This window comes from Streptomyces sp. NPDC004542 (assembly GCF_040610035.1).
Classification (GTDB): domain Bacteria; phylum Actinomycetota; class Actinomycetes; order Streptomycetales; family Streptomycetaceae; genus Streptomyces.
The window spans coordinates 1-23,688 of the sequence record NZ_JBEXLP010000105.1 but is presented as its reverse complement, the minus strand read 5'-3'; the positions used below and the strand labels follow the sequence as shown (position 1 = coordinate 23,688).

The following is a 23,688-nucleotide window of genomic DNA, read 5'->3' as shown; positions in this document are numbered from 1 at the left end:
TGAAGCTGCCGCTGGTACACAGAAGTTCATCCAGAACTACGCCCTCGCACACGGGCCCTGGAGGTGCCTTCTGCCCGGCTCCGCTCAGGCGAGCCGCACGACCGCCCGGGACATGCCCAGGACCTTCTGTCCGGCGCTGGTCGCCGTGAGGTCCACGCGGACGGTGTTGTCGTCGAGCTTGGCCGCGACCTTGGCGCTGACCTCGATCGTGGCGCCCTGGTCGTCGTTGGGGACGACGACGGGCTTGGTGAAGCGCACGCCGTACTCGACGACCGCGCCCGGGTCGCCGGTCCAGTCGGTGACCACGCGGATCGCCTCGGCCATGGTGAACATGCCGTGCGCGATGACGTCCGGCAGGCCCACCTCCTTGGCGAACTTCTCGTTCCAGTGGATCGGGTTGAAGTCCCCGGAGGCACCCGCGTACCGGACGAGGGTGGCGCGGGTCACAGGGAACGTCCGCGCCGGCAGCTCGGTGCCGATCTCGACGTCGTCGTACGCGATCTTCGCCGTCATCGCTTCCTCACGCCTCCTCGGCCGCGGCGCGCGCGACGAGCTTGGTCCAGGCGGTCACGACGTGCTCGCCGGCCTCGTCGTGCACCTCGCCGCGGATGTCCAGGATGTCGTTGCCCGCGAGGGACTTGATGCCCTCGATGGTCGAGGTGACCGAGAGCCGGTCGCCGGCGCGCACCGGGCGGGTGTAGGCGAACTTCTGGTCGCCGTGCACCACGCGGCTGTAGTCGAGGCCGAGCTGAGGGTCCTCGACGACCTGTCCCGCGGCCTTGAAGGTGATCGCGAAGACGAAGGTCGGCGGGGCGATCACATCGGGGTGACCGAGTGCCTTGGCGGCCTCCGCGTCCGTGTACGCCGGATTGGGGTCGCCCACCGCCTCGGCGAACTCGCGGATCTTCTCCCGGCCCACCTCATAGGGCTCGGTGGGCGGGTAGGTCCGCCCCACGAAGGACTGGTCGAGCGCCATGGACTCGGCACCTCCTGCTTGCTCTACTGACCGGTACTGGTCGCTCAACGACGCGAGGCCGCCCCCGGTTCTCCGGGGACGGCCTCGTGTACGAGCCTGATTTATCGCGTTTCGCGGTGCGCGGTGTGCGCGTTGCAACGCGGGCAGTGCTTCTTCATCTCAAGACGGTCCGGGTTGTTACGCCGGTTCTTCTTGGTGATGTAGTTCCGCTCCTTGCACTCCACGCAGGCCAGCGTGATCTTCGGGCGGACGTCGGTGGCAGCCACGTGAGTGCTCCTTGACGAACGGATGGGATGATTTAACGCAAGAAAGAGTAGCCGATCGAAGGACCGACCCCGCAATCGGCTACTGTGAGTAGCGGTGACCGGACTTGAACCGGTGACACAGCGATTATGAGCCGCTTGCTCTACCGACTGAGCTACACCGCTGTGATGCGATCCGTTCCCGCCTCGCGACGGGAACCTCTCACACCAGAGCCCCAATACGGAATCGAACCGTAGACCTTCTCCTTACCATGGAGACGCTCTGCCGACTGAGCTATTGGGGCGAGCGATGAAGACATTACACGCTCGGCCGCCGTTCACCCAAATCCATTCCGGACGACCCGCCCCGCCCCCTCCAGCAGGGCTCACTCCGGCCGCGCACGGCCCTCCCGCACACCCCGCGACCTGCGCCCCGAGGGACGGACCACGCCGGTACGACTATTGCGCTCCTCCCCGTCAGGCGCGGCCGGCCACCTTAGGCTCGACTCACTCTGCGTGATCATGCGCCCGTTCACGCGGCCCCGAGTCCCTGGAGCGCGATGCCCGAGAGCCGACCGCAGCCGTCTTCGTCGTCGCCGGGACAGCCCGACGCGGCCCCCCTCCTGCTGTGCGGGGCGCGCCTGACCGACGGACGGGCCGTGGACGTACGGCTGGGCGGCGGACGCATCGAGGCGGTCGGCACGGCCGGCAGCCTGGCGCCGGCCCCCGCCCGGGCCGGCGGCGCACGCGTGGACCTCGGCGGGTATCTGCTGCTCCCGGCCCCGGCCGAGCCGCACGCCCACGGCGACACGGCACTGTCCGCCGAGGACGGCGGCCCCGTCTCCCACGACCCCGACGAAGTCCAGCGCCGGGCCACAGAGGCCGCCCTGCTCCAGCTGGGCCACGGGGCCACGGCGTTGCGGGCGCACGTGCGCGTGGGCGACGTCCAGGGACTCGGCGCGCTGGCCGCCGTCCTGCGGGCACGGCGCTCGCTGCGCGGGCTCGCGGAGCTGACGCTGGTGGCGGTGCCCCGGGTACTGACCGGGGTGGCCGGAGCGGACGGGCTGGCCATGCTGCGGGACGCGGTGAAGATGGGCGCCTCCGTGGTGGGCGGCTGTCCCGACCTGGACCCGGATCCGACGGGCTACGTGGAGGCGGTGCTGGAGATCGCCTCCGAGCACGGCTGCCCGGTGGACCTGCACACGGACGCCGCCGACCCGGCCCGCCTGGCCCGGCTCGCGGCGATGGCGGGCGGCCTCCGTACCGGCGTGACGCTCGGCCCGTGCGCCGGCCTGGCCCGGCTGCCCGCCGAGGCGGCCTCGCGCATCGCCGACCGGCTCGCGGCGGCCGGCGTGACGGTGGTGTGCCTGCCCCAGGGCGGCTGCGGGAACGTCGAGGGGCGTGACACGGCTCCCGTCCGGCTGCTGCGCGCCGCCGGGGTGCGGGTCGCGGCCGGCAGCGGCGCGCTGCGGGACGTCTCGAACCCGGTGGGACGCGGCGATCCGCTGGAGGCGGCCTATCTGCTGGCCTCCCGCCACGGCCTGGGCCCCGCGGACGCCTACGACGCGGTCAGCGCCTCCGCTCGCGCCGTGCTCGGCCTGCCCGAGGTGCGCGTCGAGGCCGGGTTCCCCGCCGAACTCCTCGCCGTGCGCGGCGATCACCTCGCCGGCGCGCTCTCCCTGGCGTACAGCCGGATCGTGGTGCACCGGGGGCGCGTGGTGGCGCGGACCAGCGCGGTGCGCGAGTACTGCAACTCGGCCGCCGCCGCGGAGCTGGGGCTGCCGCGGCAGGGCCGGGGCGAGCTGTCCTGACCGGCGCCGCCCGGACCTGCGGGGCGGCACCGGAGCCGTGCGGCGGATACGTCCCTTCGGGCGTACGGTCGGAAACATGCGCATAGTCATCGCTGGTGGTCATGGTCAGATCGCGCTGCGGCTGGAGCGGCTGCTCGCCGGACGCGGATACGAGGTCGCGGGCATCATCCGCAAGGCGGAACAGGGTGACGACCTGCGGGAGATGGGCGCCGAACCGGTTCTGCTCGACCTGGAGTCGGCCTCGGTGGAGGAGGTCGCGGCACATCTGCAGGGTGCGGACGCGGCGGTCTTCGCGGCGGGCGCCGGCCCGGGCAGCGGCGCCGCCCGCAAGGACACGGTGGACAAGGCCGCGGCCACGCTGTTCGCGGACGCCGCCGTCCGGGCACGCGTACGCCGTTTCGTGGTCGTCTCGTCCATGGGCGCTGATCCGGCGCACCAGGGGGACGACGTCTTCGACGTCTACCTGCGCGCCAAGGGCGAGGCCGACGCCCACGTCCGCGGCCTGGACGCCCTGGACTGGACGATCCTGCGCCCCGGTTCGCTGACGAACGACGCCGGCACCGGCCTGGTACGCCTGGAGGCGCACACCGGCCGCGGTTCGATCCCGCGTGCCGACGTGGCGGCCGTCCTGGCGGAACTGGTGGAGTCCCCGGCGACGGCGGGCCTGACGCTGGAGCTGATCGGCGGGTCGACTCCGGTGACGGTGGCGGTGAAGTCGGTGGCGGGCAACTGAGCCGAGGGCCGGTGCGCGGACGGCGGCGGGCGGTCAGAACAGGGGCAGCTGCCCGGGGAACTCCGGCAGCGCATACCCGTCCAACGACGGCTGTACGGCCCCCAGTTCCGCCTGCCGCCGCGACCCGGAGCACGAGACGAGCTCACCACCGCGCCGCTCCCCGGGCGGATCATGCCGCGCGAACCGCCCGGCGACGACGGCGATGTCACGACGGCACACCGGACAGGTTCTGCGCCGGGACGACGGCCCGGACCGGGAGGGCGCGGAGGACATGCGGCCAGTGTGCCCCGGGGCACTGACAACGCCCTGGGCGAGGAGACGCGCGAGGTGGGGCACGTCACTGCGTGATCGACGGACACGGCAACGCAAAAGACCCCCTCCATTCTGCGTCTCCGCAGATCAGAGAGGGTCTTCCCCAGTGTGGCGGCGCCAGGATTCGAACCTGGGAAGGCTGAGCCGGCAGATTTACAGTCTGCTCCCTTTGGCCGCTCGGGCACACCGCCGGGGGTGAGGCCGGTCGAACCGCTTTTCGGCGGTGCTCCCTGGCAACGACGTAAACAATACCCGATCGGGAGGGGTGCTTCGCCACTCGATTGATCGGCCCCTCGGGGACGCGGGGTGGCTAGGCTGGTGCGGATGCGGTCCGGCCTCGTGCCGGGCTCGTCGGCGTCCGCCGCGCACGCCGGCACGCACCCGATACGCACCCCGATACAAGGAGCCACAGGACATGGCCGACTCCAGTTTCGACATCGTCTCGAAGGTCGAGCGGCAGGAGGTCGACAACGCCCTCAACCAGGCCGCCAAGGAAATCTCCCAGCGCTACGACTTCAAGGGCGTGGGTGCCTCGATCTCGTGGTCCGGCGAGAAGATCCTGATGGAGGCGAACTCCGAGGAGCGGGTCAAGGCGGTCCTCGACGTCTTCCAGTCCAAGCTGATCAAGCGCGGCATCTCCCTGAAGGCGCTGGACGCGGGCGAGCCCCAGCTCTCCGGCAAGGAGTACAAGATCTTCGCGTCCATCGAGGAGGGCATCTCCCAGGAGAACGCCAAGAAGGTGGCGAAGATCATCCGCGATGAGGGCCCCAAGGGCGTGAAGGCGCAGGTGCAGGGCGACGAGCTGCGCGTCAGCTCCAAGAGCCGTGACGACCTGCAGGCCGTGATCGCCCTCCTGAAGGGCAAGGACTTCGACTTCGCGCTGCAGTTCGTGAACTACCGGTAGGAGGGGGCTCCCTCGCACGGAGGGGCGGGCACCCGGCGGTGCCCGCCCCTCCGCCGTGACCGAGCCGACGGTCAGTCGCGCGAGTTGCCGAACAGGATGCGGTAGACGATCAGCAGGACGAGCGAGCCGCCGATCGCGGCCGCCCAGGTGGCGCCGTCGTAGAAGTGCTTGGAGACCGGGTGGTCCAGCCAGCGGGCCGAGATCCAGCCGCCGATGAACGCACCCGCGATGCCGATGAGGGTCGTGCCGATGAAGCCGCCCGGGTCCCGGCCCGGCAGCAGGACCTTGGCGATGGCTCCGGCCAGAAGTCCCAGAATGATCCAACCGAGGATGCTCATGCCCTGAACCTGCCCTTCCGCGCTGTGCACGCACTGTACGGCCCTTGGGAATTCCGTGAGGAGAGCCTGTCCGTCGCGCGCGTGTTCGTGCCGTGTTGCTGCACAAGACGCCGCGGGCACACCCGGTGGTTGCACCGCTCAGTAGGGTCCAGCGCATGACACCTTCCGGTTCAGGGCTGCGGCGCACGCTGGGCGTGCGCGACGCCGTGGTCGTCGGGCTCGGCTCGATGCTCGGGGCGGGTGTGTTCTCCGCCCTGGGGCCCGCCGCCCGCGCGGCCGGGTCCGGGCTGCTGCTCGGGCTGGCCGTCGCCGCCGTGGTGGCCTACTGCAACGCCACCTCGTCGGCACGGCTCGCCGCCCTGTATCCGGCCTCGGGCGGCACCTACGTGTACGGGCGGGAGCGCCTCGGGGTGTTCTGGGGCTGTCTCGCGGGCTGGGCCTTCGTCGTCGGGAAGACGGCCTCCTGCGCGGCGATGGCGCTCACCGTCGGCGCGTACGTCTGGCCGGGGCACGCCCACGTGGTGGCGGTCGCGGCCGTGGTGGCGCTGACCGCGGTGAACTACGGCGGCATCCAGAAGTCCACCTGGCTGACGCGGGTGATCGTGGCCGTGGTGCTGGCGGTCCTCGCTTCCGTGGTGGTCGTCTGCCTGGCCTCCGCCCGGTCCGACGCCGGCCGGCTGAGCATCGGGCTGTCCTCGGGCGGCGGCGGAGTGCTTCAGGCGGCCGGGCTGCTCTTCTTCGCGTTCGCCGGGTACGCGCGGATCGCGACCCTCGGCGAGGAGGTGCGGGACCCGGCGCACACCATCCCCCGCGCGATCCCGCTCGCCCTCGGTATCGCGCTGGCCGTGTACGTGTGCGTGGCCGTCGCCGCTCTCTCCGTGCTCGGCGCGGGCGGTCTCGGGCAGGCGGAGGCACCGCTGGCCGACGCGGTGCGGGCGGCCGGGGTGCCGGGGCTGGCGCCCGTGGTGCGGGTGGGGGCCGCGGTGGCCGCGCTGGGGTCGCTGCTCGCGCTGATCCTGGGCGTGTCACGGACCACGCTGGCCATGGCCCGCGACCACCATCTGCCCGGGGCGCTGGCCGCCGTCCATCCGCGATTCAAGGTCCCGCACCGCGCGGAGCTGGCCGTGGGCGCGGTCGTCGCCGTGGTGGCGGCGGCGGTGGACGTACGGGGTGCCATCGGCTTCTCCTCCTTCGGTGTGCTGGCCTACTACGCGATCGCCAACGCCTCGGCGTGGACGCTGAGCCCGGCTGCGCGGGCACGGCTGGTGCCGGCGGTGGGGCTGCTGGGATGCGTGACGCTGGCCGTCGCCCTGCCGGCGGTCTCGGTGGCGGTGGGGGCGGGGGTGCTGACGGTGGGGGCGCTGGCCTTCGCCGTACGGCGGTGATCGTCTCGGGACCTTCCCGGTCACATTCCGAGGGCGCTGCGGTTCCTGCGCGACGCATGATCGGCTGATACTTGAGGCAGCAGGCCCCGTGGGCGGAAGCGACCCTGGAAAGGGACCGATCATGAAGCTGTTCACCCTGCTGCTCAACATTCTCTGGCTCGTCCTGTGCGGCCTCTGGATGGCAATCGGCTACCTGATCGCTGCGGTGATCTGCTTCGTCCTCGTCATCACCATCCCGTTCGGCATCGCGTCGCTGCGTATAGCCGGGTTCGTGCTGTGGCCGTTCGGCCGCACCGCCGTGGAACGGCCGAACGCCGGAGCGGGGTCGTTCATCGGCAACGTGATCTGGGTGATCTTCGCGGGATGGTGGCTGGCGCTGGGGCATCTGATCACGAGCATCCCCCTGTTCCTGTCGATCATCGGAATCCCCTTCGGCTGGGCGAACCTGAAGCTCATCCCCCTCTCGCTCATGCCTCTGGGACGCGAGATCGTGCCCTCCGACCAGGGATTCGCCGGGCGCTGACCTGTTCCGGCCACTCGCCCCACCCACCCACCCCGTCCGGAAATTCATCGGAAATTCAGGGAAACCCCAAAGGAAATGGACAGTTTTGGGACAGGGCATGCTCAAGGTGGCCCTGCCAGGGTCACCTTGAGCGACCGTCCGGCACCTCCCCACGGGTAGTTTCCTCAATGGAATAGCCGGACAACCAAGGTGGAATTCATGTCGCTTGGTAATGCACAGGCTGGTTCGGGTGTCGGCCGTCGTAATTTCCTTTACGGAACTGCCGCGACAGCGATGGCAGCAGGAGTGCTGGCTGACACCGCTTCGCGGGCCGAAGCCGCGACGGCTTCGGGATCGCCCGGCCCGATGGACGTCGTCGGAATGGCCAATTTCGACACCTCGGGCAGCTTCCGGACCCACCGCTTCCAGCGCAGGCCGGTCCGGGCCGACGACGTGCAGGTGCGCATCGACTTCTCCGGCGTCTGCCACTCGGACATACACACGGCTCACGGAGACTGGGGACCCCAGCACTACCCGCTGGTCACCGGGCACGAGATGGCCGGGGTCGTCACGGCCGTGGGATCCCAGGTGAGCCGGTTCAAGGTCGGGGACCGGGTCGGTGTGGGAACGTACGTCGACTCGTGCCGCACCTGCGAGGAGTGCAGGGCCGGAAGGGAGCAGTACTGCCTCAACTTCGCGCTCTTCACTTACGGCAATCCGCTCCCGGAGTACGCAGACGCAGCCGACTATCCCGGCGGATATCCGCTGGGGGGATATTCCACGGGAATCGTCGTGCGCGACAAGTACGTCTACCCGATCCCGAAGGCGATCGACCTCAAGCACGCGGGCCCCCTCATGTGCGCCGGCGTCACGGTCTGGTCTCCGCTGCGCAACTGGGGCGTGGGCCGCGGTTCCCGGGTCGCGATTCTCGGGGTGGGCGGACTCGGGCATCTCGCGATCCAGTTGGCCGGTGCCCTGGGGGCAGAGGTGGTCGCCTTCACCACGTCCGCCGGGAAGGCGGGTGACATCCGTCGGTTCGGCGCCTCCGACGTGGTGGTGAACTCCGACCCGGACCAGACGGCCAAGTACACACGCCATTTCGACTTCATACTCGACACCATTTCGGCCACCCATCCCCTGGATCCCTATGTGCGTCTCCTCAAGCGAGGAGCGACACTGTGCCGCGTCGGCATCGACAACACGACGCTCGCCAACGAGTTCGGGGCCTTCTCGCTCACCGCCGCCCAGAACTCCCTCGCCGGCTCGAACGTCGGTAGCGTCCGCGAGACCCACGAGGTCCTCGCGTTCTGCGCCCAGCACGGCATCCGGCCCCAGGTCGAGGTGGTTCCCGCCCGTCAGGTGGGTGCCGTGTGGCCGAAGGTGGTCGACAAGGCGGCTCGCTACCGGTTCGTGCTGGACATGAGCGACCTGCGATGACCCCGTCCCCGCCAGTTCGGCGGCTTCGGCAGGTCAGCTGACGTCTTGGACCCTTCTCACCGGTGACGGCCCGCCATCTTCTCCAGCCGGGCGATGCGGTCCGCCATCGGCGGGTGCGTGGAGAACATCTTGGTCAGTCCCTGTCCGGGGCGGAAGGGGTTGGCGATCATCATGTGGCTCGCGGTCTCGATACGGGGCTCGGGAGGCAGCGGAAGCTGCTGGGTGCCGGTCTCGAGCTTGCGCAGGGCGCTGGCGAGGGCGAGCGGGTCGCCGGTGAGCTGGGCGCCGGAGGCGTCCGCCTCGTACTCCCTGGACCGGCTGATCGCCAGTTGGATCAGGCTGGCGGCGAGCGGGCCCAGGATCATGATCAGCAGCATGCCGAGCAGGCCGGGGCCCTCGTCGTCGTCGGAGCGGCCGATCGGGATCAGCCAGGCGAAGTTGACCAGGAACATGATCACCGAGGCGAGCGCGCCGGCCACCGAGGAGATGAGGATGTCGCGGTTGTAGACGTGGCTGAGCTCGTGGCCGATGACGCCGCGCAGTTCGCGCTCGTCGAGGAGGCGCAGGATGCCCTCGGTGCAGCACACGGCGGCGTTGCGCGGGTTGCGGCCGGTGGCGAAGGCGTTCGGTGCCTCCGTCGGGGAGATGTACAGGCGCGGCATGGGCTGGCGGGCCTGGGTGGAGAGGTCGCGGACCATGCGGTACAGGACCGGGGCCTCGAACTCGCTGACCGGGCGGGCGCGCATCGCGCGTAGAGCCAGCTTGTCGCTGTTCCAGTACGCGTACGCGTTCGTGCCGAGGGCGACGAGGACCGCGACGACCAGTCCCGTGCGGCCGAAGAAGCTGCCGATGACGATGATGAGTGCGGACAGTCCACCGAGGAGTACTGCCGTCCTGAGCCCGTTGTGCCGGCGGTGCACGGTACGCCCTCCAAATCGCGCAGCGGGTGAACTCTCGGGTCCAGTGGACCCTCCTGTTCTGGTCAACGCCAGGTGGCCGCCGCGAGTTCCCTGGTACAGGCGGCGGCGCGTGTCGGCCGTACGGGTGACGTGCCCTTATGGGCGGGACGGCCTCACGCGCGCATGGGAGCACGGGTGCCCCCTGTGCGCGCGGAGAGTCATCCGAACAGGCCGGTGGCGGCGAAGCGCAGGACGAGCTGGGGTGCGCCGGAGAGGACGACGCCGAGGACGCCGGTGAGGGCGAGCGCGGCGGTGACGGGGGCCGGAACGCGGAGGCGGCCGGGCTCGCCCTCGGGGGCGCGGAACAGCAGGGCCGTCCACTGGAGGTAGTAGAACAGCGCGATCACCACGTTGACGGCCATGACGACGGCGAGCCAGCCGAGACCCGCGTCGACGGCCGCCGAGAAGACGGTGACCTTGGCGAACAGGCCGATGACGCCCGGGGGGAGACCGGCGAGGCACAGCAGGAAGAACGCCAGGAGGAGTGCGGTCAGCGGGTTCGACGCGTAGAGGCCACGGTAGTCGGTGATCCGGTTGAGGGACCTGGTACGGCCGACGAGCGCGGCCACGGCGAAGGCGCCGAGGTTCACGGCGGCGTACATCAGGGCGTACGCGACCGTGGAGCCGATGGCCTTCTGGGCGTCCTCGGTGTATCCGGCGGCGGCGATCGGCACCAGCAGGTAGCCGGCCTGGCCGACGGAGGACCAGGCGAGCAGCCGTACCGCGCTGTACGCGCGCGTGGCCTGCTGGCGCAGGGCGGCGACGTTGCCGACGGTCATGGTGAGGGCGGCCAGGCCGGCCAGGGCCGGGCCCCAGACGTCGGCGTACGACGGGAAGGCGACGACGGTGACGAGGATCAGGCCGGAGAAGCCGACCGCCTTGCCGACGACCGACAGGTAGGCGGCGATGGGCAGTGGGGCGCCGACGTAGGTGTCGGGCACCCAGAAGTGGAACGGGACGGCGGCCGTCTTGAAGGCGAAGCCGACGAGGGTGAGGACGACGCCGGTCTGGGCGAGGGTGTGGAGCTGTCCGTCGACGTGCTGGATCCGGTCGGCGACCTGGGTGAGGTAGAGGGTGCCGGTGGAGGCGTAGACGAAGCTGATCCCCATCAGGCTGACCGTGGTGGCGGTGACGGAGGACAGGAAGAACTTCAGGGCCGCTTCCGAGGAGCGCCGGTCGCCGTGCCGGATGCCGACGAGGGCGAAGGCGGGCAGGGAGGCGACCTCCAGGGCGACGACGAGGGTCGCGAGGTCGCGGGAGGCGGGCAGGAGGGCGGCGCCCGCGGCGGAGGAGAGCAGCAGGAACCAGAACTCGCCTTCGGGGACGCGTCGCCCGGCGTCCTTCAGCGCGGTGACCGACAGCAGGGCCGCGAGGAGCGCGCCGCCGAGGACGAGGAACTGGATGACGAGGGTGAACCGGTCGGCGGTGTAGCTGCACGCGTGCGTGGCGCCGGTGAGGCAGAAGGTGCTGCGGTCGCCGTCCAGGAGCGGCAGCAGCAGGAGGGCCGAGGCGGCGAGCCCGGCGACGGACACCCAGCCGAGTACGGCCTTCCTGGCGTCGGACACGAACAGGTCGGCGACGAGGACGGCGAGGGCGACGACGGCCGCGAGGGTGGGCGGGGCGATCGCGAGCCAGTCGACGGACTGCACCACCGACTGGGCCAGGGGCTGGGCCAGGGCGCTCATCGGGTGCCTCCTGCGAGGAGCTGCTGCACGGCCGGGTTCGTCAGGCCGAGGAGAGCCTTCGGCCAGAGCCCGGCGACGACGGTGAGGGCGACGAGCGGGGTCCAGGCCGCGAACTCGTAGCCGCGGACGTCGGCGAGCTCGGGGACGTCCTGCGGTACCGCGCCCATGCAGACGCGGCGGACCACGACGAGCATGTACGCGGCCGTCAGCAGCGTGCCGAACGCGCCGATCGCCATGAAGGTGAGGAACGCGGGGCGGCTGAGGTCCGCGGCGGGCTTGAACGCGCCGAACAGCGCCAGCATCTCCCCCCAGAACCCGGCGAGGCCCGGCAGTCCGAGGGAGGCGACCGCGCCGAAGGCGAGCAGGCCGCCGAGGCGGGGGGCCTTGCCGTACAGCGCGGCGCCGGTCTCCTGGGCCAGGGTGTCGAGGTCGGTGCTGCCGGTGCGGTCCTTCAGCGCGCCGACCAGGAAGAAGAGGAGGCCGGTGATGAGGCCGTGGGCGATGTTGGCGAACAGGGCGCCGTTCACGCCGGTCGGGGTGGTGGTGGCGATGCCGAGCAGGACGAAGCCCATGTGGCCGACGGAGGAGTAGGCGATGAGCCGCTTCAGATCTCCCTTCGCACCTTGCTTGGCGAGGGCCAGGCAGGCCAGGGATCCGTAGATGATGCCGACGACGGCGAAGGCGGCGAGGTAGGGCGCGAAGGTGTGGAAGCCGTCCGGGGCGATCGGGAGCAGGATGCGGACGAACCCGTACGTACCCATCTTCAGCAGGACGCCCGCCAGCAGGACCGATCCGACGGTGGGCGCGGCGGTGTGGGCGTCCGGCAGCCAGCTGTGCAGCGGCCACATCGGCGTCTTGACCGCGAGCCCGATCCCGATCGCCAGAACGGCGATGACCTGCACGGATGTGGTCAGCGACCGGCCGTTGTCAGTGGCGAGTGCCACCATGTCGAACGTGCCCGCCTTGATTCCGATCAGGAGCAGGCCGAGCAGCATGACCACGGACCCGAGCAGTGTGAAGAGGATGAACTTCCAGGCGGCCCGGGTCCGGCCCTCGCCGCCCCAGCGGGCGATGAGGAAGTACATCGGGATGAGCACCGTCTCGAACGCGAGGAAGAACAGCAGCAGGTCGAGGACGGCGAAGGTCGCGAGGGTGCCGGACTCGAGGAGGAGCAGCAGCGCGACGAAGGCCTTCGGGTTCGGGCCTGCGGCGGTCGGCGGTGTCGGCCGCTGATGGTGCTGCTTGAAGTACGAGTAGAGCGCGCAGAGGAAGGTCAGCAGCGCGGTCAGGACCAGAAGGGGGAGGGAGATGCCGTCGATGCCGAGGTGGATCCGTACGTCGAGTGCGGGGATCCAGCTGATGTCGGTCGTGGCCTGCATCTTCGACGGATGGTCGTGGTCGAAGCCGAGTGCGAGGACGATCGCGGCGATGAGGACCGCGCCGGTCACGGTGACGCCGTGCCGGAGCACGGCCTGCTCGGGCGACTTCCCCTTCAGCCCGGGCGGGGCCGGCAGGAGAGCGGCGAGCGCGCCCAGGAGCGGGGCGACGACGACGAATGCCAGAAGGAACTGCATCACGGACTCGTTGATATCGATCACGCCTGCTCACGCTCCCGAGGCGACGAGGAGGACGGCGACCGTCAGGACGACGGTGCCGGCGAGCAGCGCGCTCACATAGGTCTGCACATTGCCGGTCTGGGTGCGCCGCACGGCGGCCCCGAGCAGCCGGGGCAGCGCGGCCGCGCCGCGTACGTAGGTGTCGACGACCTCGCGGTCGAGGAACCGGACGAGGCTCGCCGCGGCCTGGACCGGGCGGACGAACAGCGCCGCGTACACGGCGTCCAGGTGGAAGCCGACGGCCGCGTGCCGGTGCAGCGGGCCGAGCAGCAGCCGTCCGGGGTCGGCCGGGTCGGGGGCGTAGGCCACACCGCCGTAGACGGGCGCGTGGCTGGCGATGGCCTCGGCCTCGACCAGTCCGGCGTCGCCCTCGGGGTGGGCGGCGACCGCGCCGAGGGGGAAGCGGACGGCGAGTGCGGTGGTGCGCTGCCAGACGCCGTAGGTGACGATCCCGCCGACCAGGGCGAGGCCGGTGCCGAGGATGGAGGTAAGGAGGGTCGGGGTGAGGTCACGGCCGCCGAACCAGTCGGGCAGCGTCCGGTAGGCGAAGGCGCCGAAGGCGAGGGACGGGACGGCGAGCACCCACAGCACGACGGTCATGGTGAGCGGCTGACGGCCGTGGTCGGGGGCCTCGGCTCCGCGCCCGCGGAAGGCCAGCAGCCACAGGCGGGTGGCGTAGGCGGCGGTGAGCAGGGCGGTGAGCAGGCCGGCGACGAGGACGAGCCAGCCCGCGGCGGCGGGGGCGTGGCCGGTGTGGCCGGTGGCGGCGTGCTCGGCGGCGCCGAGGACGGACTCCTTGGAGAAGAAGCCGCTGAAGGGAGGGATCGCGGCGAGCGCGAGGAGCGCCACGGTCATCGTCCAGTAGGCGTCGGGGATGCGGTCGCGCAGGTGGCTCATGCGGGACGTCGCGGCCAGCGAGTTGGTGCCGGAGGCGTGGATGATCACGCCGGCGGCGAGGAACAGCAGCGCCTTGAAGGCGCCGTGGGAGAGGAGGTGGAAGACGGCGGCGCCGCGGTCGCCGACGGCGAGGGCGCCCGTCATGTAGCCGAGCTGGCCGATCGTCGAGTAGGCGAGGACGCGCTTGATGTCGTCCTGGGCGAGCGCGGCGAGACCGGAGCCGGTCATCGTGACGGCGGCCATGACGGCGAGGACGAGCAGCGCGGCCGAGGAGGCTTCGAAGACGGGGAGGAGACGGGCGACGAAGTAGACACCGGCGGCGACCATCGTCGCGGCGTGGATCAGCGCGGAGACGGGTGTCGGGCCCGCCATCGCGTCGGGGAGCCAGGTGTGCAGCGGGAACTGTGCCGACTTGCCGGCCACGCCTGCCAGGAGCAGCAGGGCGATCAGCGTCGGGTGGTGCAGGCCGCCGCTCGCGACGGTGCCGAGGACGCGGGTGATCTTGAACGACCCGGCGTCGGTGCCGAGTGCGAACAGGCCGATGAGGAAGGGCACGTCACCGAGCTTGGTGACCAGGAAGGCCTTGAGTGAGGCGGCGCGGGCTTCCGGGGTCTCCCAGTAGTGGCCGACCAGGAAGTAGGAGCAGATGCCCATGACTTCCCAGCCGACCAGCAGCACGATCAGGTCGCCCGAGTAGACGACCAGGAACATCGCGGAGGTGAACAGGGAGACGAGGGCCGCGTAGGAGGGGTAGCGCGGGTCGTCGCGCAGGTAGCCGGTCGAGTAGATCTGCACGCAGGTGGCGACGACGCCGACCAGGACGGCGACGAGGGCGGCGAATCCGTCGATGTACAGGGCCAGCTCGATCGGGACGGAGCCGGTGGGTGTGAGTTCGGTGGCGGCGGTGATCGCCCGGCCGCCGCCCTGGCGTACGGCGACGAGCACGGCCAGCGCCAGGGAGGCGAGCGGCGGCAGGACGGCGAGCGGGCGGGTGAAACCCGGGGCCGTGCGGCCGAGCAGCAGTCCGGCGACGGCGCCCAGGAACGGCAGGAGGGGGACGAGGACGGCGAGGGTGGTCGTGGTCACGCGGGGGCCTCAGCCTTCTCGGCCGCGGGGGCGTCGCTGTCGGGGCCGTCACCGGCGTGGCCCTCGGCGGTGTCGCGGAGCCGGTCGATGTCGGAGGTGCCGCGGTTGCGGTGGACGGAGAGGACGATGGCCAGGCCGATGCCGATCTCGGCGGCGGCGATGGCGATGGTGAACAGGGTCAGGGCCTGGCCGGAGTGCAGGGTCTCCCGGGCGGCCTTGCTGAGCCAGACGTCGAAGGCGACCAGGTTCAGGTTGACGGCGTTGAGCATCAGCTCGACCGACATCAGGACCAGGATCGCGTTGCGGCGGGCGAGGACGCCGTACAGGCCGGTGCAGAACAGGAGGGCGGAGAGCACGGCGGGATAGGCGAGGTGCATCAGCGGACACCTTCCTTGTCGGCCGGGTCGGCTCCGTTGCCGTCGCGGGCGCCGGGGACGGCGCGGCCGGTGCCGGTGGCCGCGTACGCCTTCGCCTTGCGGGACAGGACGATCGCGCCGACCAGGGCGGCGAGGAGGAGGACGGAGAGGGCCTCGAAGGGGAGGACCCAGTTCTGGAAGAGGCTGGCGCCGGTGACCTCGGTCGAGCCGGCGGCCGGGCCGTCCAGGTCGATCCAGGTGGTGCGGAAGGCGTCGACGACCACCCAGACCAGGCTCGCCGCGGCGGTGACGGCCACGGCGAGGGCGGCCCAGCGGTTGCCGGAGTCGGCGTCCGGGGAGCGGCCGATGGGGGCCCGGGTGAGCATCAGACCGAACAGCAGGAGGACGACGACGGAACCGACGTAGATGAGAACCTGCACCCAGGCGATGAACTCGGCGGTGAGCAGCAGGTACTCCACCGCGAGTCCGCCGAGGGCCACCACCAGCCACAGGGCTGCGTGCACCAGCTGCCGGGTGGTGACGGTGATCAGCGCGGCGCCGAAGGTGACCAGGCCGACGAGGAGGAAGGCGATCTCGACGCCGTTCGGGGAGAGGAAACCGTGGGTTTCGGCCGCGAGGCTCACGAGTCTCCCTCCTGCGGCCCGGCCGGCCGGTCCTGAGCGGCCGCCAGCTTCTCGGCCGCCTTGCGGGCGGTGGCGATCTCCTTGGGTTCCTCCGCGCCGGGGTCGAGGGCGGGCGGGGCCGGGACCGTCCACATCCACTCGCGGAGCTTGTCGCGCTCGTGTGTGAGGTCGCGGATGTCGGTCTCGGCGTACTCGAACTCCGGGGACCAGAACAGGGCGTCGAAAGGACAGACCTCGATGCAGATACCGCAGTACATGCACAGGGAGAAGTCGATGGCGAAGCGGTCGAGGACGTTGCGGCTGCGTTCGCGGCCGCCGGGGGCCGCCGCCGGGAGCGTCTCCTTGTGCGAGTCGATGTAGATGCACCAGTCCGGGCACTCACGGGCGCACAGCATGCAGACCGTGCAGTTCTCCTCGAACAGCCCGATGACACCGCGGGTGCGGGGCGGGAGGTCGGGCTGGACGTCCGGGTACTGCTCGGTGACGGTCTTCTTCGTCATGGTGCGCAGGGTGACGGCCAGGCCCTTGGCGAGGCCGGAGCCGGGGACGCGGGGCCGGGTGGGCCGGAGTGGCTCGGCCACTAGGAGATCACCACCTTGACGATGCCGGTGAGGGCGATCTGGGCGAGGGAGAGGGGCACGAGGAGGGTCCAGGAGAGCTTCTGCAGCTGGTCCTCGCGCAGGCGGGGATAGGTGACGCGGAGCCAGATGACGACGAAGGCGAGGATCGCGGTCTTCAGCAGGGTCCAGACCCAGCCGAGGCCGTCGGCGCCCCAGGGGCCGTGCCAGCCGCCCAGGAAGAGAACGGTGGTCAGGCCGCACAGAACGACGATCCCGGCGTACTCGGCGAGCAGGAACAGGGCGAAGCGCAGGCCGGTGTACTCGGTGTACGCGCCGAAGATGATCTCGGAGTCGGCGACGGGCATGTCGAAGGGCGGGCGTTGCAGTTCGGCCAGTCCGGCCACGAAGAAGACGACCGCGCCGACGATCTGCCAGGGCAGCCACCACCAGTGGAAGGCGTGGAGGATCCCGGGGATCGACACGGTGCCCGCCGCCATCGCCACCGAGGCGGCGGCGAGCAGCATCGGCAGTTCGTAGGCGAGGAGCTGAGCGGCGGTGCGCAGGCCGCCGAGGAGGGAGAACTTGTTGGCGCTGGCCCAGCCGGCCATGAGCGAGCCGAGGACGCCGACGCCCATCACGGCGAGCACGAAGAACACGCCGGCGTCCAGGACCTGGCCGACCGCGCCCTCGCCCGGGCCGATGGGGATGGCGAGGAGCACCAGGAGGTACGGCAGGAGGGCGACGGCGGGGGCGAGCTGGAAGATGCGGCGGTCCGCGCCCGCGGGTACGACGTCCTCCTTCTGCGCGAACTTCACACCGTCCGCGATGAGCTGCGCCCAGCCGTGGAAGCCGCCGGCGTACATCGGGCCGAGGCGGCCCTGCATGTGGGCCATCACCTTGTGCTCGGTCTGGCCGACGATCAGGGGGAAGGTGAGGAAGACGACGAACACGACCAGGAGTCGCAGGGCGACGTCCAGCGCGTCGTTCACTGCGGGCCTCCTGTGGGGTCGTTGCGGGTGGGGGACTCCTCGCCGGGTTCGACGCCGGACTCCGGCTCCGGCTTTCGCGCCGGCTCCGGCTCGGACTCCGGCTCCCGCTCGCGCTTGGCCTCCGGTTCGTCGAAGGCCGGGCGGGCGTGGTGCCAGGGGGCGTCCGAGCTGTGCGGGGCGGTGGAGCGCGGGGCGGGCCGGGCGGAGGTGTCCGGCGGCGTCACCGTGGGTTCCGTGGGTTCCGTGGGCGCGGTCGACTCCGCACCGCCCGCACTCCGGGCGTCCTGTGCACGCTGCGAGGCGGACCCCCCGGTCGCGCTGCGGGCCCGGCGCGGAGCCGTGGGCGGTGCCTGGTCCGGGGTGGCCTCCGCGGCAGCGGCCTCCGCCGCGGCCTGGCTCACCGATCCCTCCCCGGCGGTACGCGTCCGCCGCACCGGCCGCTCCCCCGCCGCACGCGCGGGCCGCTCCCCGGCGGCCGCCGCGCGTCCCGCGCCGCGTGCCGGGCGGGCCGGGGCCGGGGGCAGCTGGCCCTTGAGGGGGCCCCACTCGTTGGGGTCCGGGACGCCCGGGGGAAGCATCTGGCGGCGCTTGGGGCCGCCGTGCGCGGCGCCTGCCGCGGACTCCCCGGGTTCCTTGGCGCCCGGCCAGGCCTTGGCGACCCGGGCGGCCAGGACGAAGTCCTTCCGCAGGGGGTGGCCCTCGAAGGTCTCCGGCAGGAGGAGGTGGTCCAGGGCGGGGTGGCCCTCGAAGCGGACGCCGAACATCTCGTGCGTCTCGCGTTCGTGCCAGGCCGCGCCCGCGTAGACGCCGACGGCGGAGGCGAGCGTCGGCGTCTCGTGCGGGACCGTGGTCCGCAGCAGCAGGCGGCGCACCGGGGAGAGGGCGACGACGTGCGCCGAGACGCGGAAGCCCGTGCCCGGTTCGTCGACCGCGCTCAGCCAGTCGAAGTAGGTGCAGGACAGGGTGGTGCGCGCGGTCTCCAGCGCGGGGATCCAGGAGGAGGACGGTACGTCGACCGTCAGGACCTCGTAGGACTCCTCGGCCGTGGCCTCCGTGCCGAAGAGGTCCCCGACGGGGACGGGGAGCCAGCCGACCGTGGTCATCGGGCGTCACCGTCCCCGCCGGTGGACTGCGCCGGGGGCCGCACCAGGCCGCTCCGCAGGGCCGCGGTGGAGGGGCGCGGGGCTCCGGTGGAGCCGTAGCGCTCGCCGAGCGACTCCTGGGCGATCTTCTCCTGGAGCTTGAGGATGCCCTGCAGGAGGGCCTCGGGGCGGGGCGGGCAGCCGGGCACGTACACGTCTACCGGGATGATCTGGTCGACGCCCTTCGTCACCGAGTAGGAGTCCCAGTACGGCCCGCCGCAGTTGCTGCACGCGCCGAAGGAGATGACGTACTTGGGCTCGGGCATCTGCTCGTACAGGCGCTTGACGGCCGGGGCCATCTTGTCCGTCACCGTGCCGGAGACCACCATCAGGTCGGCCTGGCGCGGGCCCGGCGCGAACGGGATGACGCCCAGGCGGATGAAGTCGTGGCGGGCCATGGACGCGGCGATGAACTCGATCGCGCAGCAGGCGAGGCCGAAGTTGAAGACCCACAGCGAATAGCGGCGGCCCCAGTTCAGGACGACCTTCATCGGCTCGGGGGCCAGACGGGCGAGCGCGCCCAGCCGCTTCGGCTCGGGAAGCGGGACGGGCTCGGAAGGAACGGGGGTCACGTCCATGCCAGGACGCCCTTCTTGTATGCGTACAGCAGGCCCACGGCGAGGAAGCCGAGGAAGATGAACATCTCCACCAGGGTCGTGGCGCCGTAGCCGGGGGCGGCGAAGACCGTCGCCCAGGGGAACAGGAAGACCGAGTCGACCGCGAAGATCACGTAGAGGAAGGCGTAGACGTAGTAGCGGACCTGGGTGTGGGCCCAGCCCTCGCCGACGGGATCGACGCCGCACTCGTAGGTGAGCAGTTTCTCCGGGGTGGGGACGACCGGCCGCAGCAGGCGGCCCGCCCCGAAGGCGACCGCGACGAACAGCACGCCGACCAGGGCGAGCAGTCCCACGACCGCATAGGACCGGAAGTAGTCCGCCGCGACGACGGTCGAGCCCCCCAACGTCTCCCGCACCCTGCGTCCCTCGCTCCCTGACCCGGTGACCGCGGTGAACCGTGAATCGTCGACCGCGGTGGTTGACGTGATCCGACGATGTGTACGCACGGGAGTCTAGGCCCTGATAAAGAGCGGGTAAGCAGCCCGTCACGCCTCGAGGCGGTCGAGCACGGTGAGGGTGGGGTTTTCCCCCGTGCACGGCGGCGGCGGACCTCATGGCGCGGTGGCGCCGGGCACGGCACCCTGACCCGTATGACCGCACCCGACCCCAGTGCCGCCGACCACCGTCCGCCGCCCGCCCGCTTCGCCTTCGACCAGCACACCTGGAAGGAGATCGCGCACCTCCTGGCCAACCTGCCGGTGGCGGTCTTCGGCTTCGTCTACGTCTTCAGCGTGCTGTTGGTCAGCGGCGTCCTGACCCTCACCGTGGTCGGGTTCCCGCTGCTCGCGGCGAGCCTGCTGGGCGCGCGTCAGCTGGGGAAGCTGGAGCGGGCCCGGGCGCGGGGCCTGCTCGGGGTGCGGGTGGAGGAGCCGACGCCGCTGCCGCTCAGGAAGGGCGGCGGGCTGTTCCAGCGGCTGTGGATGGCCCTGAAGGACCCGGTGGGCTGGCGGACGCTGCTGTACGACCTGATCCGGCTGCCCTGGGGCGTCCTCACCTTCGCCGTCACCTTCTCCTCGCTGTTCGTGCTGTGGCCGGTGCTGCCGTTCATCGCGCGGGGCCTGGCGAACGCGGACCGGGCGATGGTGCGGGCCCTGCTGTCGCCCTCGGACGAGCTCGAACGCCGTATCGCCGAACTGGAATCCGACCGGGGAGTGGTGGTGGACACGGCGGCGGCCGACCTGCGGCGCATCGAGCGCGACCTGCACGACGGGGCGCAGGCCCGGCTGGTCAGTCTGGCGATGGGGCTCGGCCTGGCGAAGGAGAAACTGCTGGAGGACCCCGATTCGGCCGCCGCGATGGTCGAGGAGGCGCACGGCGAGGTGAAACTGGCGCTCCAGGAGCTGCGCGACCTGGCGCGGGGCATCCACCCGGCCGTCCTCACCGACCGCGGCCTGGACGCCGCCCTGTCCTCCGTGGCGTCCCGCTGCACGGTGCCGGTGAAGGTCACCACCGACCTGGCGGAGCGGCCGGCCGCCGCGATCGAGGGCATCGCCTACTTCACCGTCTCCGAGCTGCTGCAGAACGTCAGCAAGCACAGCGCGGCGAGATCCGCCTCCGTCGAGGTGTGGCGGTCCGAGGACCGGCTGATGCTCCAGGTGTGGGACGACGGGCGCGGCGGCGCCCGGCTGGACGGCGGCACGGGGATGCGGGGGCTGGCGGAGCGGCTCGGCGCGGTCGACGGGCTCTTCGTCGTCGACTCGCCCACAGGCGGCCCGACCACCGTCACCGCCGAGCTGCCCTGGCGGGACCGGACCCAGGCCCCCGGGCAGGGGTGGGGATAACCCCCCGGCCAAGACGCCGACGGCCTCCATGGCCCGTCGACCTGCGCCGCAGCAGGCTGGACGCAGGCAGGGACGTACGGCGGCACAGCCGGCCGCGAGGGCGACACAGCCACCCCCACGAGGAGAACGGGACGAGACCGATGGCCACGGAGTACGGAGACGGGTACGGGCAGAGGTACGGCCGCGGCGGCCGGGCCGGACACCGCGGCACCGACGACCGGGGGCACCGCCCGCACCGGCTGCCCGCCGCGCTGCGGGCGCCGCTGGAGGGCCGCAGCTGGCGCGAGTTCGGCTACGTCCTGCTGAGCCTGCCGATCGCCGTCCTGACCTTCTGCTACGCCGTGACGATGGTGGCCCTCGGCGCGGGCCTGCTGGTGACGTTCCTCGGCATCCCGGTGCTGGCCGGGGCGCTGGCGGGCTGCCGGGGCCTGGGGGTGCTGGAGCGGGCGCGGGCACGCGGGCTGCTCCGCCTCGAGGTGGCCGAACCCGAGCCGCTGCGGGTGGGCGGCAACGGCCCGCTGGCCTGGATGGGCGCGGTCCTGAAGAGCGGCACGTCCTGGCGGCACCTGCTGTACGCGCTGCTGCACTTCCCCTGGGCGGTGCTCTCCTTCGTCGTCGCCGTCAACTTCTGGGCGTACGGCTGGGCGCTGCTGACGTACCCGCTGTGGTTCTGGCTGTTCCCGGTGTACGGCGGCCAGGGCGGCCTTCAGCTGTACGGCGACGCCCACCACAGCGTCTACCTCGACAACCCGTTCGAGATCACGGTGACCGCGCTGGTCGGGCTGCTCTTCACGCTGGCCACGCCGTGGATCGTCCGGGCGCTGACGCTGGTGGACCGGCTGATGGTGCAGGGGCTGCTCGGGCCGTCGCGGCTGGCCAAGCGGGTGGTGGAGCTGGAGTCCGACCGGGGTGTCGTGGTGGACACGGCGGCGGCCGACCTTCGGCGCATCGAGCGCGACCTGCACGACGGCGCGCAGGCCCGGCTGGTGGCGCTCGCCATGGACCTGGGGCTGGCGAAGGAGAAGCTCGCCGAGGACCCGGAGGCGGCCGCCCGCATGGTCGAGGACGCGCACGGCGAGGTGAAGACCGCCCTTCAGGAGCTGCGCGACCTGGCGCGCGGCATCCATCCCGCCGTCCTGACCGACCGCGGCCTGGACGCCGCCCTGTCCGCCGTCGCCTCCCGCTGCACCGTGCCGGTCCGGGTCGAGGTGGACCTCGCCGAACGGCCGGCCCCCGCCATCGAGGGGATCGCCTACTTCACCGTCTCCGAGCTGCTGCAGAACGTCAGCAAGCACGCCCGGGCCACGTCGGCCACCGTGGACGTGTGGCGGTCGGAGAGCCGGCTGATGCTCCAGGTCGTCGACGACGGGGCCGGCGGGGCCGATCTGTCCGCCGGGTCGGGGCTGGCCGGGCTCGCCGAACGGCTGGGCGCGGTGGACGGCATCCTCCTGGTCGACTCCCCGGCCGGGGGCCCCACCCGGGTGACGGCGGAGCTGCCCTGGCGCCGTTGACCCGTGAATCTCCGTGTCCGGGCACGGCCCGCGCCCGATGCTGGAATGCTGGACCTTCGTACGAACACGTGACGACGGGCGCGGACAGGTACGCGGACGGATTCGCGGACGGGTAGGCGGGACGGGCTGTGGGGGGCCGGGAGATCGTGGAGGACAGGGTGCGGGTGGTCATCGCCGAGGACTCGGTGCTGCTGAGGGAGGGCCTGACCCGGTTGCTGACCGACCGCGGGCACGAGGTCGTCGCCGGGGTGGGGGACGCCGAGGCGCTGATCAAGACCATCGCCGACCTGGACGCGCAGGCCACCCTGCCGGACGTGGTGGTGGCGGACGTACGGATGCCGCCGACCCACACCGACGAGGGCGTCCGGGCGGCCGTACGGCTGCGCAGGGCGCACCCCGGGCTCGGGGTGCTGGTGCTGTCACAGTACGTGGAGGAGCGTTACGCCACCGAACTGCTGGCCGGTTCCAGCCACGGCGTCGGTTATCTGCTCAAGGACCGGGTCGCCGAGGTCCGCGAGTTCGTGGACGCGGTGGTACGGGTGGCCCGGGGCGGCACGGCACTGGACCCGGAGGTCGTCGCGCAGTTGCTCGGGCGCAGCCGCAAGCAGGACGTGCTCACGGGGCTCACTCCGCGCGAGCGGGAGGTCCTGGGGCTGATGGCCGAGGGCCGCACGAACTCGGCGATCGCCAAGCAGCTGGTGGTCAGCGACGGAGCCGTGGAGAAGCACGTCAGCAACATCTTCCTGAAGCTGGGCCTCTCGCCCAGCGACGGGGACCACCGGCGGGTGCTGGCGGTCCTCACCTACCTGAACTCGTGACGGCCGGGGCACCGGGGAGAGGGCGGCCGGGGCACCCCTGCGCATCGCCGTCCATCATGCGAATGGCCGAGGGAAGGCGACCCTAAGCGACGTAGGGTTGATCCTGGGAAGGTCCACGGGACGACCACGCCCCGGACAGCCGCCTCGAAGGAGGTCCAGTTCAGTGACCAGCCAGGTCAGCAGCGCAGCGGAACAGGCCGACGGAGCCGTCGTGGGAGTACAGCGCAAACCGGCGGCGGGGAAGGACGTCCGCCGTCTGGACCGGGTGGTCATCCGGTTCGCGGGTGACTCGGGTGACGGTATGCAGCTCACGGGTGACCGGTTCACGTCGGAGACGGCGTCGTTCGGGAATGATCTGTCGACGCTGCCGAACTTCCCGGCCGAGAT

Annotated in this window: 25 protein-coding genes, 3 tRNA genes and 1 pseudogene; 10 read left to right on the top strand and 19 right to left on the bottom strand. The window is 71.6% G+C overall.

Features of this window, described 5'->3' with window-relative positions; all coding sequences use genetic code 11:
- Nucleotides 1-84: 84 nt before the first annotated feature.
- From ABZX30_RS33565 to ABZX30_RS33545, 5 genes are all read right to left on the bottom strand, one after another.
- Nucleotides 85-513: a MaoC family dehydratase gene (locus ABZX30_RS33565; RefSeq protein ID WP_355940777.1), complete on the bottom strand. Its 429-nt coding sequence runs from the start codon at nucleotides 511-513 to the stop codon at nucleotides 85-87.
- 7 nt (nucleotides 514-520) lie between these two features.
- Entirely contained in the window at nucleotides 521-976 is a 456-nt protein-coding gene (locus tag ABZX30_RS33560) for a MaoC family dehydratase N-terminal domain-containing protein (protein ID WP_355940774.1), read from the bottom strand.
- Between the two features lie 101 nt (nucleotides 977-1,077).
- Complete coding sequence (gene rpmG / locus ABZX30_RS33555) at nucleotides 1,078-1,242, bottom strand: 50S ribosomal protein L33 (protein WP_003948671.1); 165 nt, start codon at nucleotides 1,240-1,242, stop codon at nucleotides 1,078-1,080.
- Nucleotides 1,243-1,331: 89 nt separating this feature from the next.
- A tRNA-Met gene (locus tag ABZX30_RS33550) sits at nucleotides 1,332-1,404 on the bottom strand.
- Between the two features lie 46 nt (nucleotides 1,405-1,450).
- Nucleotides 1,451-1,523 (bottom strand) — tRNA-Thr (locus ABZX30_RS33545).
- A 255-nt stretch (nucleotides 1,524-1,778) separates the two neighbouring features.
- On the opposite strand from ABZX30_RS33545, the gene ABZX30_RS33540 reads away from it, so the two are divergent.
- On the top strand, nucleotides 1,779-3,029 hold the full coding sequence (locus ABZX30_RS33540) for an amidohydrolase family protein (RefSeq protein ID WP_355940771.1): 1,251 nt from the start codon (nucleotides 1,779-1,781) through the stop codon (nucleotides 3,027-3,029).
- Between the two features lie 76 nt (nucleotides 3,030-3,105).
- Nucleotides 3,106-3,762 (top strand): NAD(P)H-binding protein, encoded by a 657-nt coding sequence (locus ABZX30_RS33535; RefSeq protein WP_355940769.1) that lies wholly within the window; start codon nucleotides 3,106-3,108, stop codon nucleotides 3,760-3,762.
- Nucleotides 3,763-3,795: 33 nt separating this feature from the next.
- On the opposite strand, the gene ABZX30_RS33530 is transcribed toward ABZX30_RS33535, so the two are convergent.
- A complete protein-coding gene (locus tag ABZX30_RS33530) occupies nucleotides 3,796-4,035 on the bottom strand; it encodes a hypothetical protein (protein WP_355940766.1) in 240 nt (79 codons plus the stop codon).
- A gap of 148 nt (nucleotides 4,036-4,183) precedes the next feature.
- Nucleotides 4,184-4,265: transfer RNA gene (locus ABZX30_RS33525), tRNA-Tyr, on the bottom strand.
- Between the two features lie 224 nt (nucleotides 4,266-4,489).
- Here ABZX30_RS33525 and ABZX30_RS33520 point away from each other — a divergent pair.
- Nucleotides 4,490-4,978 carry a YajQ family cyclic di-GMP-binding protein gene (locus ABZX30_RS33520; protein WP_355940763.1) on the top strand — a complete coding sequence of 163 codons (489 nt, stop codon included), beginning with the start codon at nucleotides 4,490-4,492 and terminating at the stop codon, nucleotides 4,976-4,978.
- A 71-nt stretch (nucleotides 4,979-5,049) separates the two neighbouring features.
- Here ABZX30_RS33520 and ABZX30_RS33515 read toward each other — a convergent pair whose 3' ends face one another.
- On the bottom strand, nucleotides 5,050-5,316 hold the full coding sequence (locus tag ABZX30_RS33515; protein ID WP_355940760.1) for a GlsB/YeaQ/YmgE family stress response membrane protein: 267 nt from the start codon (nucleotides 5,314-5,316) through the stop codon (nucleotides 5,050-5,052).
- A gap of 155 nt (nucleotides 5,317-5,471) precedes the next feature.
- On the opposite strand from ABZX30_RS33515, the gene ABZX30_RS33510 reads away from it, so the two are divergent.
- The 3 genes from ABZX30_RS33510 (at nucleotide 5,472) to ABZX30_RS33500 (ending at nucleotide 8,640) form a co-directional block, all read left to right on the top strand.
- Nucleotides 5,472-6,701: an APC family permease gene (locus ABZX30_RS33510; protein ID WP_355940757.1), complete on the top strand. Its 1,230-nt coding sequence runs from the start codon at nucleotides 5,472-5,474 to the stop codon at nucleotides 6,699-6,701.
- 121 nt (nucleotides 6,702-6,822) lie between these two features.
- On the top strand, nucleotides 6,823-7,224 hold the full coding sequence (locus ABZX30_RS33505; RefSeq protein ID WP_355940754.1) for a YccF domain-containing protein: 402 nt from the start codon (nucleotides 6,823-6,825) through the stop codon (nucleotides 7,222-7,224).
- A gap of 360 nt (nucleotides 7,225-7,584) precedes the next feature.
- On the top strand, nucleotides 7,585-8,640 hold the full coding sequence (locus tag ABZX30_RS33500) for an NAD(P)-dependent alcohol dehydrogenase (protein ID WP_355940751.1): 1,056 nt from the start codon (nucleotides 7,585-7,587) through the stop codon (nucleotides 8,638-8,640).
- Nucleotides 8,641-8,696: 56 nt separating this feature from the next.
- Here ABZX30_RS33500 and htpX read toward each other — a convergent pair whose 3' ends face one another.
- The 11 genes from htpX to ABZX30_RS33445 all read right to left on the bottom strand — a co-directional run bounded on the left by htpX (nucleotide 8,697) and on the right by ABZX30_RS33445 (nucleotide 19,547).
- On the bottom strand, nucleotides 8,697-9,560 hold the full coding sequence (htpX, locus tag ABZX30_RS33495) for a zinc metalloprotease HtpX (protein ID WP_355940748.1): 864 nt from the start codon (nucleotides 9,558-9,560) through the stop codon (nucleotides 8,697-8,699).
- Between the two features lie 197 nt (nucleotides 9,561-9,757).
- A complete protein-coding gene (locus ABZX30_RS33490) occupies nucleotides 9,758-11,284 on the bottom strand; it encodes an NADH-quinone oxidoreductase subunit N (RefSeq protein ID WP_355940745.1) in 1,527 nt (508 codons plus the stop codon).
- On the bottom strand, nucleotides 11,281-12,882 hold the full coding sequence (locus tag ABZX30_RS33485; RefSeq protein WP_355940742.1) for an NADH-quinone oxidoreductase subunit M: 1,602 nt from the start codon (nucleotides 12,880-12,882) through the stop codon (nucleotides 11,281-11,283). The genes ABZX30_RS33490 and ABZX30_RS33485 overlap by 4 nt, the downstream gene beginning before the upstream one ends.
- Before the next feature lie 6 nt (nucleotides 12,883-12,888).
- Nucleotides 12,889-14,883, bottom strand: a complete 1,995-nt coding sequence (locus ABZX30_RS33480; RefSeq protein WP_355940739.1) for an NADH-quinone oxidoreductase subunit L — start codon at nucleotides 14,881-14,883, stop codon at nucleotides 12,889-12,891.
- Nucleotides 14,880-15,260, bottom strand: coding sequence for an NADH-quinone oxidoreductase subunit NuoK (gene nuoK / locus ABZX30_RS33475; protein WP_355940736.1), 381 nt, complete (start codon nucleotides 15,258-15,260; stop codon nucleotides 14,880-14,882). The genes ABZX30_RS33480 and nuoK overlap by 4 nt, the downstream gene beginning before the upstream one ends.
- Nucleotides 15,260-15,883: an NADH-quinone oxidoreductase subunit J gene (locus ABZX30_RS33470; RefSeq protein ID WP_355940733.1), complete on the bottom strand. Its 624-nt coding sequence runs from the start codon at nucleotides 15,881-15,883 to the stop codon at nucleotides 15,260-15,262. The genes nuoK and ABZX30_RS33470 overlap by 1 nt, the downstream gene beginning before the upstream one ends.
- Nucleotides 15,880-16,383, bottom strand: coding sequence for a 4Fe-4S binding protein (locus ABZX30_RS33465; protein WP_355940783.1), 504 nt, complete (start codon nucleotides 16,381-16,383; stop codon nucleotides 15,880-15,882). Before ABZX30_RS33465 ends, ABZX30_RS33470 begins: the two co-directional genes overlap by 4 nt.
- 80 nt (nucleotides 16,384-16,463) lie before the next feature.
- The gene (locus ABZX30_RS33460; protein WP_355940730.1) at nucleotides 16,464-17,432 is read right to left on the bottom strand and encodes a complex I subunit 1 family protein; all 969 of its coding nucleotides are present in this window, start codon (nucleotides 17,430-17,432) and stop codon (nucleotides 16,464-16,466) included.
- Nucleotides 17,429-18,535: an NADH-quinone oxidoreductase subunit C gene (locus ABZX30_RS33455; protein WP_355940727.1), complete on the bottom strand. Its 1,107-nt coding sequence runs from the start codon at nucleotides 18,533-18,535 to the stop codon at nucleotides 17,429-17,431. The genes ABZX30_RS33460 and ABZX30_RS33455 overlap by 4 nt, the downstream gene beginning before the upstream one ends.
- Nucleotides 18,532-19,152 (bottom strand): NADH-quinone oxidoreductase subunit B family protein, encoded by a 621-nt coding sequence (locus ABZX30_RS33450; protein WP_355940725.1) that lies wholly within the window; start codon nucleotides 19,150-19,152, stop codon nucleotides 18,532-18,534. The genes ABZX30_RS33455 and ABZX30_RS33450 overlap by 4 nt, the downstream gene beginning before the upstream one ends.
- Complete coding sequence (locus ABZX30_RS33445; RefSeq protein ID WP_355940722.1) at nucleotides 19,143-19,547, bottom strand: NADH-quinone oxidoreductase subunit A; 405 nt, start codon at nucleotides 19,545-19,547, stop codon at nucleotides 19,143-19,145. Before ABZX30_RS33445 ends, ABZX30_RS33450 begins: the two co-directional genes overlap by 10 nt.
- Nucleotides 19,548-19,781: 234 nt before the next feature.
- Between ABZX30_RS33445 and ABZX30_RS33440 the strand changes: the two genes are divergently transcribed.
- The 4 genes and pseudogenes from ABZX30_RS33440 to ABZX30_RS33425 all read left to right on the top strand — a co-directional run.
- A complete protein-coding gene (locus ABZX30_RS33440) occupies nucleotides 19,782-20,972 on the top strand; it encodes a sensor domain-containing protein (RefSeq protein ID WP_355940719.1) in 1,191 nt (396 codons plus the stop codon).
- 140 nt (nucleotides 20,973-21,112) lie between these two features.
- Nucleotides 21,113-22,483, top strand: coding sequence for a sensor domain-containing protein (locus ABZX30_RS33435; protein ID WP_355940716.1), 1,371 nt, complete (start codon nucleotides 21,113-21,115; stop codon nucleotides 22,481-22,483).
- A 158-nt stretch (nucleotides 22,484-22,641) separates the two neighbouring features.
- On the top strand, nucleotides 22,642-23,301 hold the full coding sequence (locus tag ABZX30_RS33430) for a response regulator transcription factor (RefSeq protein WP_355940780.1): 660 nt from the start codon (nucleotides 22,642-22,644) through the stop codon (nucleotides 23,299-23,301).
- 163 nt (nucleotides 23,302-23,464) lie between these two features.
- A pseudogene (locus ABZX30_RS33425) lies at nucleotides 23,465-23,688 on the top strand (2-oxoglutarate ferredoxin oxidoreductase subunit alpha); the annotation flags it as partial.